The organism is Streptomyces sp. NPDC048295 (genome assembly GCF_040652135.1).
Classification (GTDB): Bacteria; Actinomycetota; Actinomycetes; order Streptomycetales; family Streptomycetaceae; genus Streptomyces.
Genome location: NZ_JBEZLL010000024.1, coordinates 50,676 through 70,330 on the forward strand (window position 1 = coordinate 50,676; position 19,655 = coordinate 70,330).

At 70.6% G+C, this 19,655-nt stretch carries 20 protein-coding genes; 8 read left to right on the forward strand and 12 right to left on the reverse strand.

The window, feature by feature from the left end; genetic code table 11:
* Positions 1-7 precede the first annotated feature (7 nt).
* From AB0D53_RS29905 to AB0D53_RS29915, 3 genes are read right to left on the reverse strand one after another with little or no spacing between them, the layout of a single operon-like run.
* The gene (locus AB0D53_RS29905; RefSeq protein WP_362452160.1) at positions 8-754 is read right to left on the reverse strand and encodes a succinate dehydrogenase/fumarate reductase iron-sulfur subunit; all 747 of its coding nucleotides are present in this window, start codon (positions 752-754) and stop codon (positions 8-10) included.
* A complete protein-coding gene (locus AB0D53_RS29910) occupies positions 751-2,700 on the reverse strand; it encodes a fumarate reductase/succinate dehydrogenase flavoprotein subunit (RefSeq protein WP_362452161.1) in 1,950 nt (649 codons plus the stop codon). Before AB0D53_RS29910 ends, AB0D53_RS29905 begins: the two co-directional genes overlap by 4 nt.
* Position 2,701: 1 nt before the next feature.
* On the reverse strand, positions 2,702-3,409 hold the full coding sequence (locus tag AB0D53_RS29915) for a succinate dehydrogenase (protein WP_362452163.1): 708 nt from the start codon (positions 3,407-3,409) through the stop codon (positions 2,702-2,704).
* Positions 3,410-3,504: 95 nt separating this feature from the next.
* On the opposite strand from AB0D53_RS29915, the gene AB0D53_RS29920 reads away from it, so the two are divergent.
* Positions 3,505-4,395 (forward strand): LysR substrate-binding domain-containing protein, encoded by an 891-nt coding sequence (locus tag AB0D53_RS29920; RefSeq protein ID WP_362452164.1) that lies wholly within the window; start codon positions 3,505-3,507, stop codon positions 4,393-4,395.
* A 42-nt stretch (positions 4,396-4,437) separates the two neighbouring features.
* On the opposite strand, the gene AB0D53_RS29925 is transcribed toward AB0D53_RS29920, so the two are convergent.
* Positions 4,438-6,612, reverse strand: a complete 2,175-nt coding sequence (locus tag AB0D53_RS29925; protein WP_362452166.1) for an EAL domain-containing protein — start codon at positions 6,610-6,612, stop codon at positions 4,438-4,440.
* Entirely contained in the window at positions 6,609-7,427 is an 819-nt protein-coding gene (locus tag AB0D53_RS29930; RefSeq protein ID WP_362452168.1) for an SAM-dependent methyltransferase, read from the reverse strand. Before AB0D53_RS29930 ends, AB0D53_RS29925 begins: the two co-directional genes overlap by 4 nt.
* A 1,099-nt stretch (positions 7,428-8,526) precedes the next feature.
* Between AB0D53_RS29930 and AB0D53_RS29935 the strand changes: the two genes are divergently transcribed.
* The 3 genes from AB0D53_RS29935 (at position 8,527) to AB0D53_RS29945 (ending at position 10,151) form a co-directional block, all read left to right on the forward strand.
* The gene (locus AB0D53_RS29935; protein ID WP_329818960.1) at positions 8,527-8,658 is read left to right on the forward strand and encodes a hypothetical protein; all 132 of its coding nucleotides are present in this window, start codon (positions 8,527-8,529) and stop codon (positions 8,656-8,658) included.
* A gap of 16 nt (positions 8,659-8,674) precedes the next feature.
* Entirely contained in the window at positions 8,675-9,442 is a 768-nt protein-coding gene (locus AB0D53_RS29940; RefSeq protein ID WP_362452169.1) for a hypothetical protein, read from the forward strand.
* A gap of 175 nt (positions 9,443-9,617) precedes the next feature.
* Positions 9,618-10,151, forward strand: a complete 534-nt coding sequence (locus AB0D53_RS29945; RefSeq protein WP_362452170.1) for a hypothetical protein — start codon at positions 9,618-9,620, stop codon at positions 10,149-10,151.
* A gap of 72 nt (positions 10,152-10,223) precedes the next feature.
* Here the strand turns inward: AB0D53_RS29945 and AB0D53_RS29950 are convergent, their stop codons facing one another.
* Positions 10,224-11,066, reverse strand: a complete 843-nt coding sequence (locus AB0D53_RS29950; protein WP_362452171.1) for a polysaccharide deacetylase family protein — start codon at positions 11,064-11,066, stop codon at positions 10,224-10,226.
* 165 nt (positions 11,067-11,231) lie between these two features.
* Here AB0D53_RS29950 and AB0D53_RS29955 point away from each other — a divergent pair, with 165 nt between their 5' ends.
* The 3 genes from AB0D53_RS29955 (at position 11,232) to AB0D53_RS29965 (ending at position 14,013) form a co-directional block, all read left to right on the forward strand.
* Positions 11,232-11,693, forward strand: coding sequence for a universal stress protein (locus AB0D53_RS29955; protein WP_329818964.1), 462 nt, complete (start codon positions 11,232-11,234; stop codon positions 11,691-11,693).
* A gap of 109 nt (positions 11,694-11,802) precedes the next feature.
* Positions 11,803-13,245 carry an amino acid permease gene (locus AB0D53_RS29960; protein ID WP_362452172.1) on the forward strand — a complete coding sequence of 481 codons (1,443 nt, stop codon included), beginning with the start codon at positions 11,803-11,805 and terminating at the stop codon, positions 13,243-13,245.
* Positions 13,246-13,443: 198 nt separating this feature from the next.
* Positions 13,444-14,013: a sigma-70 family RNA polymerase sigma factor gene (locus AB0D53_RS29965; protein ID WP_329818966.1), complete on the forward strand. Its 570-nt coding sequence runs from the start codon at positions 13,444-13,446 to the stop codon at positions 14,011-14,013.
* Here the strand turns inward: AB0D53_RS29965 and AB0D53_RS29970 are convergent.
* A complete protein-coding gene (locus tag AB0D53_RS29970; protein ID WP_362452173.1) occupies positions 13,947-14,144 on the reverse strand; it encodes a zf-HC2 domain-containing protein in 198 nt (65 codons plus the stop codon). The genes AB0D53_RS29965 and AB0D53_RS29970 overlap by 67 nt on opposite strands.
* A 110-nt stretch (positions 14,145-14,254) precedes the next feature.
* Here AB0D53_RS29970 and AB0D53_RS29975 point away from each other — a divergent pair, with 110 nt between their 5' ends.
* Positions 14,255-14,773, forward strand: coding sequence for a hypothetical protein (locus AB0D53_RS29975; RefSeq protein ID WP_362452174.1), 519 nt, complete (start codon positions 14,255-14,257; stop codon positions 14,771-14,773).
* 19 nt (positions 14,774-14,792) lie between these two features.
* On the opposite strand, the gene AB0D53_RS29980 is transcribed toward AB0D53_RS29975, so the two are convergent.
* From AB0D53_RS29980 to AB0D53_RS30000, 5 genes are all read right to left on the reverse strand, one after another.
* Positions 14,793-16,022 (reverse strand): histidine kinase, encoded by a 1,230-nt coding sequence (locus AB0D53_RS29980; RefSeq protein ID WP_362452175.1) that lies wholly within the window; start codon positions 16,020-16,022, stop codon positions 14,793-14,795.
* Positions 16,019-17,500 (reverse strand): cation acetate symporter, encoded by a 1,482-nt coding sequence (locus AB0D53_RS29985; RefSeq protein WP_362452176.1) that lies wholly within the window; start codon positions 17,498-17,500, stop codon positions 16,019-16,021. Before AB0D53_RS29985 ends, AB0D53_RS29980 begins: the two co-directional genes overlap by 4 nt.
* Positions 17,497-17,859, reverse strand: coding sequence for a hypothetical protein (locus tag AB0D53_RS29990; RefSeq protein ID WP_362452177.1), 363 nt, complete (start codon positions 17,857-17,859; stop codon positions 17,497-17,499). The genes AB0D53_RS29985 and AB0D53_RS29990 overlap by 4 nt, the downstream gene beginning before the upstream one ends.
* A gap of 62 nt (positions 17,860-17,921) precedes the next feature.
* A complete protein-coding gene (locus AB0D53_RS29995) occupies positions 17,922-18,674 on the reverse strand; it encodes a LytTR family DNA-binding domain-containing protein (RefSeq protein WP_362452178.1) in 753 nt (250 codons plus the stop codon).
* An 88-nt stretch (positions 18,675-18,762) separates the two neighbouring features.
* Positions 18,763-19,623, reverse strand: coding sequence for a DNA-formamidopyrimidine glycosylase family protein (locus tag AB0D53_RS30000; protein ID WP_362452179.1), 861 nt, complete (start codon positions 19,621-19,623; stop codon positions 18,763-18,765).
* Positions 19,624-19,655: the final 32 nt, after the last annotated feature.

Consider the following 19,655-nt stretch of genomic DNA (forward strand, 5'->3'; position numbering starts at 1 on the left):
GAACCCTCTAGCGGCGGACCTTGCGGGTGGCCCGCAGCCACTCCTTGTTCATGGCCGAGATCGACGGCAGCGGGATGCCCTTGGGGCAGGCGGTGGCGCACTCCCCGGTGAGGGTGCAGCCTCCGAAGCCCTCGCTGTCCATCTGGCCGACCATGTCGAGGACCCGGGTCTCGCGCTCCGGGGCGCCCTGCGGCAGGACGTTGAGGTGGTTGACCTTCGCCGAGGTGAAGAGCATCGCCGAGCCGTTGGGGCAGGCCGCCACACAGGCGCCGCAGCCGATGCACTCGGCGTGCTCGAAGGCGAAGTCGGCGTCCGGCTTGGGCACCGGGGTGGCGTGCGCCTCCGGGGCGGTGCCGGTCGGGGCCGAGATGTAGCCGCCCGCCTGGATGATCCGGTCGAAGGCCGAGCGGTCCACGACCAGGTCCTTGACGACCGGGAAGGCGGAGGCGCGCCAGGGTTCGATGTCGATGGTGTCGCCGTCCGAGAAGGACCGCATGTGGAGCTGGCAGGTGGTGGTGCGCTCGGGGCCGTGGGCGTCGCCGTTGATGACGAGGCTGCAGGCGCCGCAGATGCCCTCGCGGCAGTCGTGGTCGAAGGCGACGGGGTCGTCGCCGGCGAGGATGAGTTCCTCGTTGAGGGTGTCGAGCATTTCGAGGAACGACATGTCCTGCGAGATGCAGTCCACTTCGTAGGTGGACATGGCGCCGGGGGCGTCGGCGTTCTTCTGGCGCCAGACGCGCAGGGTGAGCTTCATGCGTAGCTCCGCTGGGTGGGGTGGACGTACTCGAAGACGAGGTCTTCCTTGTGCAGGACGGGGGCCGTGCCGGTGCCGGAGAACTCCCAGGCGGCGGCGTAGGAGAACTCCTCGTCCCGGCGGGCGGCTTCGCCGTCCGGGGTCTGCGACTCCTCGCGGAAGTGGCCTCCGCAGGACTCGGCGCGGTGCAGTGCGTCGAGGCACATGAGCTCGGCGAGCTCCAGGTAGTCGACGATGCGGTTGGCCTTCTCCAGCGACTGGTTGAACTCCTCGCCGGTGCCGGGGACCTTGATGCGGCGCCAGAACTCCTCGCGGATCCGCGGGATGCGTTCGAGCGCCGTGCGCAGCCCGTCCTCGGTGCGGGCCATGCCGCAGTACTCCCACATGAGTTCACCGATCTCGCGGTGGAAGGAGTCGGGGGTGCGGTCGCCGTCCACCGAGAGCAGCAGGTTCAGCCGGTCCTCGGTGTCCGCGACGGCCTCCTCGACCACGGGGTGCGAGGCGTCGATCTCGTCATGGTGCGGATTGCGGGCCAGGTAGTCGTTGATCGTCGACGGGAGGACGAAGTAGCCGTCGGCGAGGCCCTGCATCAGCGCGGACGCGCCGAGGCGGTTGGCGCCGTGGTCGGAGAAGTTGGCCTCGCCGATGGCGAAGAGGCCGGGGACGGTGGTCTGGAGGTCGTAGTCGACCCAGAGTCCGCCCATCGTGTAGTGCACGGCGGGGTAGATCCGCATCGGCGTCTCGTACGGGTTCTCCGCCGTGATCCGCGCGTACATGTCGAAGAGGTTGCCGTACTTCTCCTCGACCTTCTCCCGGCCCATGCGCTGGATGGCCTCGGCGAAGTCCAGGTAGACGCCCTGGCCGCCGGGGCCGACGCCACGGCCCTCGTCGCAGACGTTCTTGGCTGCGCGGGAGGCGATGTCCCTCGGGACGAGGTTGCCGAAGGCGGGGTAGATGCGCTCCAGGTAGTAGTCGCGCTCGTCCTCGGGGATCTCGTTCGCGGGGCGGTCGTCGCCCTTGGCCTTCGGGACCCAGATCCGGCCGTCGTTGCGCAGCGACTCGCTCATCAGGGTCAGCTTGGACTGGTGGTCGCCGGTGCGCGGGATGCAGGTGGGGTGGATCTGGGTGAAGCAGGGGTTGGCGAAGTAGGCGCCGCGGCGGTGGGCGCGCCAGACGGCGGTGGCGTTGGAGTTCATGGCGTTCGTCGACAGGTAGAAGACGTTGCCGTAGCCGCCGCTGGCCAGGACCACCGCGTCGGCGAAGTAGGTGTCGATCTTCCCGGTGACGAGATCGCGGGCGACGATGCCGCGGGCCTTGCCCTCGACGACGATCAGGTCGAGCATCTCGGTGCGGGCGTGCAGTTCGACGTTGCCCGCGGCGATCTGCCGGGACAGCGCCTGGTAGGCGCCGAGGAGGAGCTGCTGTCCCGTCTGGCCGCGGGCGTAGAAGGTGCGCGAGACCTGGACGCCGCCGAAGGAGCGGTTGTCGAGGAGTCCGCCGTACTCCCGGGCGAAGGGGACGCCCTGGGCGACGCACTGGTCGATGATCTCCACGGAGATCTGGGCGAGCCGGTGGACATTGGACTCGCGGGCGCGGAAGTCGCCGCCCTTGACCGTGTCGTAGAAGAGCCGGTGGACCGAATCGCCGTCGTTGCGGTAGTTCTTCGCGGCGTTGATGCCGCCCTGGGCGGCGACCGAGTGGGCGCGGCGGGGCGAGTCCTGGAAGCAGAACTGGACCACGTGGTAGCCCTGTTCGGCGAGGGTCGCGCCGGCCGAACCGCCGGCGAGGCCGGTGCCGACGACGATGACGGTGTGCTTGCGGCGGTTGGCCGGGTTGACCAGCTTGGCCGTGAAGCGGCGGGTGTCCCAGCGTTCGGCGACGGGGCCTTCGGGGGCCTTGGTGTCGACGACGGGCGCGCCCGTCTCGTAGTGCGAGTAGTCGGACATGTCAGCTCACGACTCCGGTCATGACGGCGACGGGTACGGAGATGAAGCCCACCGTCAGCACCAGTGCGAGGACGTTGGCGATGGTCTTGAGGACGCGGTCGCGGGTCGCGTTTCCCGCGCCGAGGGTCTGGGCGGCGCTCCAGAAGCCGTGCTGGACGTGGAGTCCGAGGGCGAGCATGGCGACGATGTAGATGGTGTTGCCGTACCAGGTGGAGAAGGTGTCGATGACGTTCTGGTACGGGTGGCCGGACTGGAATCCGCCGGGGTGCACGGTGCCCGTCGTCAGGTCGAGGATGTGCCAGACGATGAACAGGGCGAGGATGATCCCGCCCCAGCGCATGGTGCGGGTGGCGTAACTGGCGCGCGGCTTCCTGTGGACGTACGTGGCGGGGCGCGCCCTGATGTCGCGGCGGCTCAGCTGGTACGCGGAGACGGCGTGCAGCACCACGGCGGCGACGAGCACCACACGGACGATCCACAGCGCCCACTCGTAGTGCAGGAAGGGCTCGCCCATGGTCCGCAGCCAGTGCGCGTAATGGTTGAACTCTCCGGACCCGAAGAAGATCTTCAGGTTGCCGATCATGTGGACGACCAAGTAGAGCAGCATGATCAAGCCGCTGACGGCCATGATCGTCTTCTTGCCGATGGACGAGTCCCAGAGCGTACGCGTCATGGACGGCCGTCGGTCCGTCCGGGTTGCCAATGCCATGGACACGACGCTAGGACCGAACCACCTCATCAGTCCAAGACATGGAGTGGCTCATGTTCATAGGCCGAGGCTATCGTGCTAGCTAGAATGGGTTCATGCAGTTCCAGCAGCTGACGTATTTCGTGGCGGTGGCCGAGACCCGTCACTTCACCCGCGCCGCCGAGGAAGTGCATGTCTCGCAGCCCTCGCTCTCCCAGCAGATCAGGGCGCTGGAGAGCGAGCTGGGGGCGGAGCTCTTCAGCCGGGCGCGCGGCAACATCACGCTCACCGACGCGGGCGAGGCCCTGCTGCCGCTGGCCCGCCGCATCCTCGCGGACGCCGACACGGCACGCCACGAGGTGCAGGAGCTGGCGCAGCTGCGCCGGGGCCGGGTCAGGCTCGGCGCGACGCCCAGCCTCTGCACGGGCCTGCTCCCCGAGGTGCTGCGCGCCTTCCACGACCGGCATCCGGGGATCCGGCTGCTGCTGGAGGAGGGCGGCTCGCTCGACCTGGTACGGGAGCTGGCGCGCGGCGCACTCGACCTCGCCCTGGTCGTGCTGCCGCTGCCCGCCGCGTCCCCCGCGCTCACGACGGTCGAGCTGCTCCAGGAGGACCTGGTCGTGGTGTCCTCGGCGCAGGCACCGCGGCCCGGCCGGGGCGGGAGCGTAAGGATCGCCGACCTCCAGGGCGAACCCCTGGTGATGTTCCGGCACGGCTACGACCTGCGGGAGCTGACCGTCGCCGCCTGCCGGGCGGAGGGCTTCGAGCCCTCGTTCACGGTGGAGGGCGGGGAGATGGACGCGGTGCTCGGCTTCGTCCGGGCGGGGCTCGGGATCGCGGTGGTGCCCAGCATGGTCGCCGGCCGGTCCGGTCACGGCCTGCGGACCACACCGCTGGCCCGGCCGGGGCTGCGGCGCACGATCGCACTCGCGCACCGCAGCGACGTGGCCCCGCCGCGCGCCGCACGCGAGCTGCAGGAGGTGCTGCTCGCCGCCGGACGGGCCTGACGGGCCCGTCCGGCGGCGGGGGGCGGGCCGGGCCCGCCTGCCTCACACCGCGTCGGCCAGCAGCAGCGAGTGGATCCGGTCGGGCGCGCCCGGCCGGGCGTAGTACCAGCCCTGAGCCGTGTCGCAGCCCAGCTTGCGCAGCTGCTCGGCCTGCGCCCCGGTCTCCACGCCCTCCACCGTGACCGCGAGGTCCAGACTGTGGGCCAGCGAGACGATCCCCTCCACGATCTTCAGATCGACCGGGTCGGCCGGGTGCTGCTGCATGCCCCTCGTGAAGGAACGGTCCAGTTTGAGGACGCTCACCGGCAGTCGGCGCAGATTCGCCAGGTTCGAGTACCCGGTACCGAAGTCGTCGAGCGCTATGTCCACGCCCATTTCGGCCAGTTGCCGCAGCGGCTTGAGCAGGTCGTCGTCCGCGCCGATGAGCGCGGACTCGGTGACCTCCAGGCAGAGCGCCCCGGGTTCGAGCCCCGAGCGCTCCAGCACGTCGACCGTCTCGGCGACCAGCCGGGGATGGTGCAGCTGGGTGGGTGAGAGGTTGACGTTGATCCGCAACGGACCGCCGTCGGTGTGCCTCTCCTGCCAGACGTTGGCCTGGCGTACGGACTCCTCCAGCACCCAGCGGCCCAGCGGCACGATCAGCCCGGTGTGCTCGGCGAGCGGGATGAACCGGTCCGGGCCGAGCACCCCGTGCTGCGGGTGGCACCAGCGCACCAGTGCCTCCGCACCGTGCACCGTGCCGTCGTCGAGGTGCACGAGCGGCTGGTACTCGATGAAGAACTCGCCGCGGTCCAGGGCGGCGGGCAGCGCGGTGGTCAGCCCGTGCCGCGTGATGGCGCGGGCGTCGGCCTCGTCGTCGGCGAGCTCGAAGCGGTTGCCGCCCGCCGACTTGGCCCGGTACATCGTGATGTCGGCGCTCCGCAGCACCTCGGCGGCGTTGCGCTCGCGGGCCGGTCCTTCGACGACCCCGATCGATCCGCGTACGGTCAGCTCGCGGCCTTCCAGGCGGATCGGGGTGCCGAGCACGCCGAGGATGCGGCAGGCGAGTTCGGCGACCTCCGTCTCGGTGTCGGGGCCGGTGGTCAGGGCCACGAACTCGTCGCCGCCGAGTCTCGCGACCATCTCGCCGGGCGCGGTCGCACAGCTCTGCAGCCGGTCGGCCACCTCGACCAGCAGCCGGTCCCCGGACGCGTGGCCGAGGCTGTCGTTGATCGCCTTGAAGCCGTCCAGGTCGAGGTAGCACAGGCCGAACCGACTGCTGTCGTCGGCGGACAGCGCCTTCTCCAGCCGCTCGAAGAACAGCGTGCGGTTGGGCAGGCCGGTGAGCGCGTCGTGCGTGGCCTCGTACCGCAGCCGCAGATTGAGCAGCCGGCGCTCGGTGGTGTCCTCCATCAGCGCCAGCTGGTACTGCGGCCTGCCTTCGGCGTCACGCAGCAGGGACACCGTCAGATTGGTCCACAGCACGGTGCCGTCGTTGCGGTAGTACGGCTTCTCGACCCGGTAGTGCTCGCGTTCGCCGCGCACCAGCTCGTCGTAGTACTTCCAGACGTGCGGCGAGTCCTCCGGGTGGACCCATTCGTTGACCTTGTGGCTGCGCACATGGTGGTCGAGTCCGCCGAACATCCGGGTGAGGGTGTCGTTGACCTCCAGCACATTGCCGTCCAGGTCGGCGATGCCGATACCGATGGCCGCGTCCTTGAACACGGCGCGGAAACGCGCCTCGGTCGTGTGCAGTGCCTGTTCGGCGTCGGACCGGGCGGTGAGCGCCGAGCGCGCGATGGCCTCCTGCTCGGACAGAGTGCGTTCGCGCAGCGCCTGGGTGAAGCCTCCCGCGAGGGCGTGCTGGATCCGGGCGCAGCGGGCTCTGCTGTCCTCCGTCGACAACGGCGTCACGCCGTTGCCTCCGCAGTAGAGCACCAGGTAAGAGTCGACGACGCCGAGCGTGCTGCTCAGCGCGTCCGGGTCCGTGCAGTGCGCGGCGACGAGGGCGGCACCCACCCCGCTCGCGGGCGCGGCGTCGAAGGGCCGGGCGTGCAGGATGTCGCTGAGCCCGCGGGCCAGCGGCAGCAGATGCTGTTCGAACTCCGTGCGCGTCAAGGAGGTGGCCGTCGAGGGGAAGATGGCCCGGCTCCAGATCGTGGCGAATCTTCGGAGCCGGTCCTCGGGACCGTCGGGCTCCGTGTCCGGCGTACCGGAGGACTGGGCGGGAATGCTCACGCCTTGCGTCCCACTCCCGCGAAGCCCGAGAACGCGAATGGGTCCTCCTGCTCCGCGACCACCGGGGTGTCCGGGCGCCAGTGCGGCATCGACACGAGTCCGGGCTCGACCATCTCGTACCCCTCGAAGAAGTTCGCGATCTCGTCGCGGGACCGCATGACCAGGGGGTTGCGGATGTTCTTGTAGACCTCGACCGTGCCGCCCGCCTCTTCCCGGGTGAGCGGAATGCCCTCGTAGGAGGCGTGGGTGAGGACGAGGAGGCTGCCGGGGGCGAGTGCCTCGCGCAGTTCGGCGACCGCGGTCTGCGGGTCGTCGGAGTCCTCGATGAAGTGGAGCACCGCGACGAGCAGCAGCGCCACCGGGCGGTCCAGATCGATCAGTCCGGAGACCTCCGGACTCTTCACGATCTCCTGCGGGCGGCGCAGATCCGCGGCGGCGATCACCGTGCGGTCGTTTCCGTCGAGTACGGCCTGGCTGTGCGCCACCGCGACCGGGTCGTGATCGACGTATGCCACCCGGGCCTCGGGGTCGGCCGCCTGGGCGACTTCGTGGACATTGCCGAAGGTCGGTATTCCGGAGCCGATGTCCAGAAACTGGGTGATGCCCTCACTCACCGCGTAACGCACGGCTCTGCGCATAAACGCGCGATTCGCCTGCATGATCTTGGGGAGTCCAGGCATGAACTCCATGGCCTTGCGCGCCGCTTCCCGGTCCACCTCGAAATTGTGCGATCCGCCCAGATAGAAGTCGTACATGCGGGACACGCTCGGCACCGAAATGTCTATGCCTCGCGGTGCCCAGGCGGGACGCTCCATCAATGTCTCCAACAAGTCGCCACGGCGATCCGGCCATGTTCATGGTCAGTGTTGTCCAGAGGCTACTGATCGTCCGCCAAGAGAGCGAGCGGAAACGGAAATTAGCCGTCCGTTATTGGTCACACACCAGTGGCATGTGCAACCAGCCCGTCGCTACGGGTGACATTTGGCATCGGACCGCTCCCGGGAGGTGTCGCGCGATGCCGGCGATACCCTGCGCCGCTCACACCCCGGCCGTTGAAGTAGCCGGTCATACAACCGGTTTCACATCGCGGAAAAAGGTCTGGACCGGATGGCGGCCGATGTCGTGCCACTTGACTCCGCCGGACCGATTGCGGGTGGCAAATCACTTGGTGGCGACGTGATCGGCAGCATTCTTTACCAATGCGGCAATAGCCGTTCCCTCCGCGGGGAAGGCGCCGGCGCCGGCCTGCTCCACCGGCCGTACGGTCCCCGCTTCCCACCACCGTCCGCCGCAGGACAGGCGAGGGGTTCGGCCAGGAGACCGCGTCAACTCACGAACCGGGCAACCTGGTTGCGAAGCGCGCCCGCTGCAACCCCCGCCTCGGGCACGGACCGTGTGCCCGCCCGGTTCACCAGGGCCTCATGACTTCCCCCGGCGGCAAACACCCGCCACCCCATGTCCCCACCATCAGGCGAATCCCGGCCTCGCTCCGCGTGTCCGGCGAGCGGCCGGAACATGCTCCCGGTCGTGTACGGATCACTCATAGGACGGCTCACGGCAGCCGTCACCCTGCTCTGGCTGCTGAGCACCCCGACGCCCGCGGCGGCGGACAGCTGCGCATACGCCTCCATCGGTGAAAGCGGCGGCAGTTCCGCGGTCGCCACGTCGGGCGACGGCAACTGCTTCGCGGGACCCATGCCCGAGCCGACGCCACCGCCCTCACCACGACCGCCGCCCCCGCCGCCCTCACCGGCTCCGCCACCTCCTCCTCCCCCGGCGCCACCCGCACCGCCGCGACCGGAGCCGGAGCCCGTGCCCCCGCTGCCTGCACCGACGCCCACACCCACCCCTACGCCCACTCCGACACCACCACCCTCACCCTCGGCACGCCCCACACCGCCATCACCCCGGCCCGTGGCCCTGCCCGCCTACCACAAGCCGGCACGCAAGGCCGTGCGGCACGGCACCTCCCTGGTCACCCTCACCCTGGTGATCACCGCGCCCGCGGTGTTCGCCGTCGCCGTACTGCGTCCACGCTCCCGCTGACCTCCGGAGGATCACCATGTCGGAATGGCTTGTTCTCGCCCTCGCCATGGTCGCGGCGAGCGCCGTCGTCCTGACCATCGCCGTGCTCAACAACCGCCGGGTCGGGGAGGACGACGACCCGTCCGAGACACCTGACGTCATCGAGTACATGACGATGATGATCGGCGTGGTCTACGCGATCGTGCTGGGCCTCGCCATCGCGGGCGTCTGGGAGGGCCGCGGCGCCGCCCAGGAGTACGTACGCCTGGAAGCCCAGGCCCTGCACGAGGTGCAGGCCCGCTCCGCCGTCTACCCGGCCGAGGTGCGCTCCCGCATCCGCGCAGACGTCGACGCCTATGTCCACCACGTCGTCCACGACGAGTGGCGGGCGATGAGCGAGCACGGCACCCTGACCGCCGAGGGGACCCGCCTCCTGGACCGGGTGCGCGCCGACGTCACCCAGTACCGGCCGAAGAACGACCACGAGGGGCAGGCATATCAGCCACTGGTCGACGAGGTGGCCGCGGCCGACGACGCGCGGGGCGCACGCGGCCAGAGCGCCGGTGCGACCATGCCGGGCGTGGTCTGGTTCGGCCTGATCACCGGAGCCCTGGTGACGGTCGGGCTGTTGTTCACGCTGCAGATCCGCAGAACCTTCCGCGAACTGCTGCTGGCCGGCCTCTTCAGTGTCCTGATCGCCTTTCTGCTCTTCCTGATCTGGGACTTCGACTCCCCCTTCGGGCGGGAGATCTCGGCCACCGCGGCACCGTTCCTCGATCTGTTCCCGCGCGCCTCGGGCGGATAGCGATCCGCCGGAACACGGGTGATGCGCCGCTCGGGCGAAGCCGGTGCCCCGAGCGGCGCACTCCGATCGCGGGCACGATGCGCGACTCCTAGCGTTCAGCGGGTCGAGGTGCATTTCTGACACTTTGTGGAAACTCGTTCCGCAAGTGCTCCTCGGGGATCCGGAGGAATCACCCATGCGCGCCGCAATACGTGTCGCACCCGTCGCCCTGCTCGGCACCGCGCTCGCCCTGACCGCTCCGTCCGCGATCGCGGACGCGGCGACGCCGGGGAGCGCGTCCTCCGCGACCGGATTCACCGTCACTCCGTCGGTGATCACGCCGGGAAGCCGGGTAACCCTGGCCGCCCGGGGGTGCCTTACCACCGCAACCGCCGGCTCGGGCGTCTTCGACACCGTCACCATTCCCACCGGCCGCTCCGTCGCGGCCACGGTCGACTGGGACGCGAGACCCGGCGCCTCCTACGAAGTGACGTTCATCTGCGACACGTCGCCCGACTCCCCCGCGAGGTCCGGTCTCACGATCGCCGCGCTCTCGCACGCGCCCGCCACCGGTGCCACGGTGGCCGCGGCCGGTGCGGGGAGCGAGTCCGGCGGCGGCGCAGTCACGAGCGGCATCGTGAAGACCGCCACCGGAACGGCGTTGGCGGTGATCGCGGCGGCCGGCGGCGTGTATCTGGCACGCCGCCGCGGGGAGAGCCGCGCGCACTGAGAGCAGGGGCGGTGCGCCGACCGGACGAGAAGTCGCCCCGGGTCCTGCCGCGGGACCCGGGGCGCCGTCGGCTCAACGGCGCTGCGGCACCGTGATCCGGTAGCCCTCGTCGAGCAGTTCCGGCAGGTAGCGGCGGAGCGCGGTCACGCTCTGCGAACGGTTGCCGCCCGCGTCGTGCGACAGCACGACGACGCCGGGTGCGGCGCCGTCCCGGACGCGGCGGACGATGGTGCCGACGCCGGGTTCGGTCCAGTCCAGGGTGTCGACGGTCCAGGCCATCGGTTCCATGCCCAGGCCGGCACCGATCTCGAAGGAGTTGCGGTTCCACGCCCCGTACGGTGCCCGGTACCAGAGCGGCGGGGCACCGGTGATCTTCTCGATGACCTCGCTGGTGGCGCCCAGTTCGTCGCGGACACCGGACCGGGAGAGCCTGGTGACCAGGGGATGGGTCCAGGTGTGGTTGCCGATGGTGTGGCCGTCGTAGGCGATGGCCCGCACCAGGTCCTGGTTGTCGTGGGCCATCTCTCCGCAGAGGAAGAACATCGCGCGGACATCGTGTTCGCGCAGGATCGCGAGGATGTGCGGGGTGTACAGCGGGTCGGGCCCGTCGTCGAAGGTGAGCACCATGGCGTGCCCGATCCCGGGCAGCTCCTCGAAGGGCCTCGTGCGGACGGGCGGTGCGGTCGGCCGGTAGCGGGCCGGGGCACCCGCGGTCATGGGCTGGAGCCGGTAGGCGGCGGGTCCCGCACGGAAGGCCGACGGGGGTCCGGCCGCCCCGGCCGAGGGCGATGCGGTGGACCGGAGCACTTCTCCGGCCGGATTCGCCGCGAACGTGTGCACGGCGGCGGTCGCACCGAGTCCGGCGGCCAGCCGCAGCAGTGCCCTGCGCCCCGGCAGCCTCTGATCATTTTTCATGACCTACTGCTCGCACGGCGGTGGTCCCGCCCTCGTCATCGACACCGGCCGCCGAGGGGTTTGCACCCAATGGAGGGATCTCCGGCACGCCATCCGGCAGCTTCCGACGAGGCCGTGCCGCAGCCCGCTACGGGGGCGGACCGGGCAGCGGATAGCCTCACTGCCGTGACAGAACCGCAGCCTCATCAGTTCGAACGTGGCACAGACGGCCCGAAAGTGATCGTCGCAGGCCTGGACGGGTCCGATTCCTCCATGCGTGCCGCGGCTTACGCTGCGGGACTGGCCCGCCGTCAGGGCGCCATGCTCGCCCTCGTATACGTCCAGCCCGTGCTGCCCGCCGGGGCCGCTCTCGGCGCCCCGGTCGCCGACACGACCGGCGAGGTCGCGGAGGGGCTGGTGAGCGAGATCCGGGAGGCGACGCACCGGATGAAGGACATATGGGACGTGCGCTGGGAGTTCCACACCTTCCGCGGCGACCCGTACAACGGCCTCGTGACCGCGGCGGACGAGCTGAAGGCGGATGCCGTGGTCGTGGGCGCCTCGGAGTCGGCGGGGCACCGGTTCATCGGCTCGGTCGCGATCCGGCTGGTGAAGGCGGGCCGTTGGCCCGTCACGGTGGTCCCGTAAGCGTCCCGGAATGCTCCGCTCCGCCGGACGGCACGCCGTCTTCCGCACCGGCCCCGCCTGAGCCATCATGAGCGCCCGTCAGGGACAGCCGTCAGCGAAGAGGTGACTCATGGCAAGGCTCCGAGTGGGCGAGGGTGTGCTGCGCCGCAAGCCGATCGAGCAGATCGACGAGAAGAGGCCCGCGGGAGATGCCTCCACTCAGCTCACCAGAACGCTCGGACTCTGGCAGCTCACCGCCATCGGCGTGGGCGGCATCATCGGCGCGGGCATCTTCACCCTCGCCGGCACGGTGGCGAACGGCACCGCCGGCCCCGCCGTCCTGATCTCGTTCCTGATCGCGGGTGTGGCGAGCGCGGCGGCCGCGTTCAGTTACGCGGAGTTCGCGGGCCTGATCCCGAAGGCCGGCTCCGCCTACACCTACGGCTACGCGGTACTCGGCGAGCTGGTGGGCTGGTTCATCGGCTGGGACCTGCTGCTGGAGTACACGGCGATCGTGGCGGTGGTCGCGATCGGCATCTCCGGCTACTTCAGCTTCCTGCTCGGGGAGATGGGGCTCGACGTGCCGAAGTGGATGCTGGGCGCGCCCGGCACCGGCGACGGCCACAAGGTGGACCTGTTCGCCGCGCTGCTCTGTCTGCTCGTCGCGTATCTGCTGACCCTCGGGATCAAGAACGCGGCCCGCTTCGAGACGATCGTGGTCGTCCTGAAGGTCCTGGTCGTCCTGCTGGTCATCGGCGTCGGTGTGTTCCACATCAACACCGCCAACTACACCCCGTTCTTCCCGTTCGGGATCGGCGGGGCCTTCACCGGTGCGGCCACGGTGTTCTTCGCGGTGTTCGGTTACGACGCCATGTCGACGGCCGCCGAGGAGTCCAAGGACGCCCAGCGCCATATGCCGAAGGCGATCCTGTACTCCCTCGCGATCTCCATGGTGCTCTATGTGGCGGCGTGTCTGGTGCTCACGGGGATGCAGAGCTACAAGGACATCGATCCGGAGTCCGGATTCTCCACGGCCTTCAAGTCGGTGGGGCTCGACCGGCTCGCCGATGTGATCGCGGTGGGCGCGATCATCGGCATCCTCACGGTGATGTTCACCTTCATGCTCGGCGTGACCCGGGTGTGGTTCTCGATGAGCCGTGACGGGCTGCTGCCGAAGTGGTTCGCCAAGACCCACCCGACCCGGCACGTGCCGACCCGGGTGACCTGGATCGTCGGTTTCGCCTCGGCCCTGATCGCCGGGTTCCTCCCGATCGGCGAGGCGGCCGAGCTGACGAACATCGGCATTCTGCTGGCGTTCGTCGTGGTGTGCATCGCGGTGATCGTGCTGCGTTACAAGCAGCCGGACCTGCCGCGCACCTTCCGTACCCCCGGCATGCCGTTCGTCCCGGCCCTCGGGGTGGTGTTCTCGGTCTGGCTGATCACCTTCCTGCAGTGGCAGACCTGGGTGCGGTTCGTGGTGTGGTTCCTGATCGGTCTGGTCATCTACTTCGGCTACTCGTACCGGAAGTCGGAGATGGCGAAGGCGCCCGGCACGGATACGGGTACGGGCTGACCCCGCTGGAGGGCGGCTGCCCGGCGCGCGTGTGCCCACCGCGCCGGCCGCCGCCCGACCGTTCACCGCACCATTCGCCGCACTGTGCGACCGCTCGTCGCACGGAGCCGCCCACCGCCTGTTCCCCGGCGCCCCGATGCGTTCGTATACGCCAGTCGGCAGCCAAACGGCAGGACCTCGGCGGAAAGGGCGTTCACGATGACCACCACGACGACCGATGAGCGGGCCCTCGCGGAGCTCCAGCGGGAGCACGGGCCCGCCCTCCTCCACTTCCTGCTCGGTCTGACCTTCGGCGACCGGCAGCGTGCCGAGGACCTGCTCCAGGAGACGCTGGTACGGGCCTGGCAGCATCCGGAGGCCTTCGACGCCCCGTACGACTCGATGCGGCCCTGGCTCTTCACGGTCGCACGGCGGCTCGCGATCGACGCCCGCCGCTCCAGGCAGGCACGTCCGGCCGAGGTCGGCGACGCGGTCCTGGAGACCACCGCGACCGAGGAGGACACCGCCGAGGCCGCGGTCTCGGCCCTCGATGTGCGCGACGCGGTACGCACCCTCAGCCCGGAACACCGCGCGGTCCTGGTCCAGATGTACTTCCGCGGGCTCACCGTGGACGAGACGGCCCGGGTGCTCGGCATCCCGGCGGGCACGGTCAAGTCCCGCTCCTACTACGCGCTGCGTCAGCTCTCCCGCAATCTGCCCGGCTACTCCAGCAGATCCTCCTCGCGCAGCAGGGCGAGCAGCGAGACGGCCTCCGCGACCGCCACGTAGTCGGCGGCGCAGCGGTCGCAGGACTGCAGATGACAGGAGACCGTGCGGGTCTCGCCGGCCGTGAGCGCGTCGAGCACGTAGGCACCGAGCGCATGCCGCATGTGGGGGCCCTTCCCGGGATCGGCGGTCATCGCATCCTCGTGTCGTGAACGGATCCTGTCCTTCTGGCCACGCGGGCCGCACTCCCCCGGTTCAATGCTCCGTGAAGCGCGGTGCCGAACAGAGAAAGAGGCGAGACGGGATGCGCCCGGAGCGTCAGGACGGAACCAGTGGGAACGGTCTGCTGGTCCCGATGGACTGGATGTACGCGGAGTACATCGCCGATGAAATGCTGCGGACCGGCGATCTGATGGAGCCGGCCACACTGGAGTACCGCGCGGGCCGCGACGCCCTCGCGCTCACCGTCTTCCTCTCCGACGGTGCGGTGCCCGATGCGCTGCCCGCGGCCCGGCTGGACGAGCTGCGCCTGCTGACGGCGTACGGGGCGGCGTGGTGCGGCTGGGTCCGGGAGCGGCTCGACGCGCTCGGCGCGGCCCCGGCGGCCGGGCCCGCCGGTGCGGGTCCCGATCTGGCGCTGGCCCGCGCGGCCTGGCGCTGGCTGGAGGAGACCGAACTGCTCGCGGCCGACCTCGATGCGATCGGTGCGCCGCCGCGCGAGGCGGTGGGCTACGAACCGGACGAGGAGGAGGCGGCCCAGGTGTGGACGCCGGCCTGGCAGCTGGGCCTTCCGCTGGGGCATCTGGCGATCCATCTCCACTGAGCGGCGACCGGCCCGCCGGTCAGGAACCGTGCACCCCGGCACGGTACTTCGGCAGCCGTACCGTGATCTTCATCCCGGCGCCGATGCCGGTCTCGATGACGAGTCCGTAGTCGTCCCCGTACACCTGGCGCAGCCGTTCGTCGACGTTGAGCAGTCCGATCCCGGTGGAGTGACCGCCCTCGCCGCGCAGGATGTGGCGCAGCCGTTCCGGGTCCATTCCGGTGCCGTTGTCCTCGATGACGACCTCGGCCTCGGAGCCGGCGTCGAAGGCGCTGATGGTGATACGGGTCGGGGTCTCCCCCGCCGGTACGGAGCCGGTGTCCCGGGGCACGGCCACGGCTCCTTCGAGGCCGTGCTTGACGGCGTTCTCGACCAGCGGCTGGAGGCAGAGGAACGGCAGCGCGACGGGCAGCACTTCGGGGGCGATCTGGAGGGTGACCGCCAGCCGTTCGCCGAAGCGGGCCCGTACGAGTGCCAGGTACTGGTCGATGGAGTGGAGTTCGTCGGCGAGGGTGGTGAAGTCGCCGTGGCTGCGGAACGAGTAGCGGATGAAGTCGGCGAACTCCAGCAGGAGTTCGCGGGCGCGTTCCGGGTCGGTGCGGACGAACGAGGCGATGGCGGCCAGTGAGTTGAAGATGAAGTGCGGGGAGATCTGGGCCCGCAGCGCTCTGATCTCGGCCTCGATGAGCTGGGTGCGGGAGCGGTCGAGCTCGGCGAGTTCCAGCTGGACGCAGACCCAGCGGGCCACCTCTCCGGCGGCTCTCGCCAGCACCGCGGATTCGCGCGGCGCGTAGGCGATCAGGGTGCCCAGCACCCGGTTGTCAACGGTGAGCGGCACGGCGACGGCCCAGCGCAGCGGGCAGTCGAGGTCGTCGCAGTCGCTGTGGAAGGCGGTGTCCCGGCCGCTGGCGAGAAGGCCCCGCACCTGGTCCATGACGTGGCGGCCGTGGTGCTCGCCCTCGCCGTCCCAGACGAGCACCCGTTCGCGGTCGGTGAGGCAGAGCGCCTCGGTGCCGAGCAGCGAGCGCAGCCTGCGGGCGGATCTGCGGGCGCTCTCCTCGGTGAGCCCGGCGCGCAGCGGGGGCGCGGCGAGCGAGGCGGTGTGCAGGGTCTCGAAGGTGGCGTGTTCGACGGGGGTCCCGACGTCGCTGGTGCGCAGGGGACGGGCGGTGCGGCGGCCGAGCAGGAACCCCGCGCCGAGGAGCAGGAGGGCGAGCAGGACCAGTACGGCGTATCCGGCTCCGGTCATCGGTGCCTCCCCGCTGTCAGCGTTTCCGGCAGGTGGAAGCGGGTCATGGCCGCGTTGGTGCCGGCGGGTATCCGGCCGGGGGTGGCGAGGGACACCAGAACCATCCCGAGGAAGCCGACCGGCACCGACCAGACGGCGGGCCAGGCGAGCAGTGCGTGCGGCCAGCCCGGCGGGCGCACCGCGCCGCTGACGGTGATGGCGACGGACAGGAACGCGGAGCCGCCGCCGAGCAGCAGTCCGGCGATGGCGCCGGGCGGGGTGAGCCGCCGCCACCAGATGCCGAGGACCAGCAGCGGGCAGAAGGATGACGCGGAAACGGCGAACGCCATGCCCACGGAGTCGGCGACCGGCACCCGGCTGACCATCAGCGAACCGGCCAGCGGTACGCACATGGCGAGGACGGTGGCCAGCCGGAAGTGCCGTACCCCGCGCGAGGGGAGCACATCCTGGGTGATGACTCCGGCGACGGCCATGGTGAGCCCGGAGGCGGTCGACAGGAACGCGGCGAAGGCGCCGCCCGCGATGAGCGCACCGAGCAGATCCCCGCCGTGCCCGTCGACGAGCCGCCCGGGCAGCAGCAGCACGGCGGCGTCCGCGTCCCCGCCGTGGATCAGCTCGGGGGCGTACAGCCTGCCCAGGGCTCCGTACACCGGGGGCAGCAGGTAGAACACGCCGATGAGTGCGAGGACGGCGACCGTCGTGCGGCGGGCGTCGCGGCCGTTGGGGCTGGTGTAGAAGCGGACGACGACGTGCGGCAGGCCCATGGTGCCGAGGAAGGTCGCGACGATCAGCCCGTAGGTGGCGTACAGCGGGTGGTCCGCGCGGAAGACGGAGAGCTGCTCGTCGAAGGTGACCCGGGGGCTCCCGTCGTCCTGCCAGGCGAGCACCAGGAAGATCGCGGGGACCAGGAGCGCGGTGAGTTTCAGCCAGTACTGGAACACCTGGACGAAGGTGATGGACCGCATGCCGCCCGCGGCGACGGCTACGACGACGACGGACGCCACGAGTACGTCGCCGAGCCAGCCGGGCGCCCCGGTGAGGATCTTGAGCGTCAGCCCCGCGCCCTGGAGCTGCGGTACGAGGTACAGCCAGCCCGCCGCGACGACGAAGACGCTGACCAGCCTGCGCACCTGCCGCGACTCCAGCCGCCCCTCGGCGAAGTCGGGCAGTGTGTACGCTCCCGAGCGGCGCAGCGGTGCGGCGACGAAGACCAGCAGCACCAGATAGCCCGCGGTGTAGCCGACCGGGTACCAGAGCATGTCCGGGCCGTGCACCAGCACCAGGCCCGCGATGCCGAGGAACGAGGCGGCGGAGAGGTATTCGCCGCTGATGGCCGCGGCGTTGAGCCGGGGCCGCACGGTGCGTGAGGCGACGTAGAAGTCGGAGGTGGTGCGGGAGATGCGCAGTCCGAATCCGCCGACGAGGACGGTCGCGAGGACGACGGCGGCGACCGCCGCCACCGCGTACGTACGGCTCACGGCGTGGGGCGGCCTTCCACGAGCCGGGCGAAGTCGCGTTCGTTGCGCTCGGCCCGGCGCACGTACCACCAGGCGATCAGGGTGAGCGGTGGATAGGCGGCGAAGCCGAGGACGGCCCAGACGAGCGCGGCGCTGTGCAGTGCCTCGAAGACCAGCGGCAGCGTCCCGACGACCACGGCGAGGACGGTGAACGCGGTGAGTCCGGCCCGCAGTTGGCTGCGCATCAGCGACCGGACGTACGCGCCGCCGAGCGCGGTCTGCTCGTCGATCTCCGACTGGGTGCGGTAGCGCGGCAGCGGACGCACCCGCCGGGGCTCCCCCGTCACCACTTCGCGCCGGGGTGTTGGCTCTGCGGACATGGGCCCGGAGTGTACGCAGCACCGGACCGCCGTGGGAAGGGCCGGACCCCGGGAGGCCCTGGTCAGCGGCCGGTCTGACGCATCAGCAGATCGCGCAGCGCCCGGGTGTGGCGGCGGCTCACCGCGAGCTCGGCGGTGCCGATGCGGACGCTCATGCTGCCCGCGTCGAGGCGGAGTTCGTCGATCCGGCCGAGGGCGACGAGATGGCGGCGGTGGATGCGGACGAAGCCGCGGGTGCGCCAGCGCTCCTCCAGGGTGGTGAGGGGGACGCGGACGAGGTGGCTGCCGGTGGCGGTGTGCAGCCGGGCGTAGTCGCCCTGGGCCTCGGCATAGGCGATGTCGTCGATCGGGACGAACCGGATGACTCCGCCGAGCTCCACCGGGATCTGGTCGCCGGCGGTGTCGATTACCGGCGCGGAGCGGTCCCCGACCTGTTCGGCGACCCGGCGCACCGCCTCGGCCAGGCGTTCGCGGCGTACGGGTTTGAGGACGTAGTCGACGGCCTTGAGGTCGAAGGCCTGGACGGCGAAGTCCTCGTGCGCGGTGACGAAGACGATGAGGGGAGGCGCGGCGAATCCGGCCAGCAGCTGGGCCACGTCGAGGCCGGTGAGGCCCGCCATGTGGATGTCCAGGAACACGACGTCGATGGCGGCCGGGTCGTCCCGGCCCGCCTCGACGGCGCCGCCGATGCGGCGCAGCGCCTCGGTGGCCCCGGTGGCCCCCTCGGCGCTGCGGATCCGGGGATCGGCGCGCAGGAGGTAGAGGAGTTCCTCCAGGGCGGGTTCTTCGTCGTCGACGGCGAGTACGCGCAGCATGGGCCGGATTGTAGAGCGCGCACGGGGGTACGGGACCGGCTGGTTGACCGCTTCTTCGCGGACCGGCCGGCCCGCGCACCCCGGCAGGTCACTTCAGCAGCCTGGAGAGCCGGCGGTCGGCGAGCGGCTTGCCGCCGGTCTGGCAGGTCGGGCAGTACTGGAGCGAGGAGTCGCTGAACGACACCTCGCGGATGGTGTCCCCGCAGACGGGGCAGGCCTCGCCGGTGCGTCCGTGGACCCGCATCCCGCTCCTCTTCTCGGCCTTGAGCTTTCCGGCCGCCAGTCCGCCGGAGCGCGCGACCGCGTCCTGGAGCGTGGTGCGTATCGCCGTGTGGAGCCGGGTGATCTGGTCGTCGGTGAGGTTCGCGGTGAGCAGGTACGGCGACATCTTCGCGACGTGCAGGATCTCGTCGCTGTAGGCGTTGCCGATGCCGGCGATCAGGGACTGGTCGCGCAGCGCGCCCTTGATCCTTCGGCGCTCCCCGGCGAGCAGTGCGGCGAAGGCGTCGCGGTCGAAGGAGTCGTCCAGGGGGTCGGGGCCCAGCCGGGCGATGCCGGGCACTTCGGCCGGGTCGTGCACCAGGTAAACGGCGAGGCGTTTGGTGGTGCCCGCCTCGGTGAGGTCGAAGCCGTCGCCGCCGGTGAGCACGGTGCGCAGCGCCAGGGGGCCCTTGCCCGGGCGTGGCGGCGCGGCGGGGAAGGAGTCCTTCCAGCGCAGCCGGCCGGCCCGGGCGAGGTGGGTGATCAGGTGCAGCGGTCCGGCCGCGATGTCGAGGAACTTGCCGTGCCGGGCGACGGCGGTGACCGTGGCGCCGTGCAGTGCCGTCGGCGGTGGGTCGTACGTCTTGAGAACACTGACGTTGAGCGGCACGACGCGGTCGATCTCCTTGCCGACCAGGTGGTCGTCGAGAAAGACCCGCAGGGCTTCCACTTCCGGCAGTTCCGGCATGGTTCCAGCCTGCCGGAAGCATCGGCCCGGCG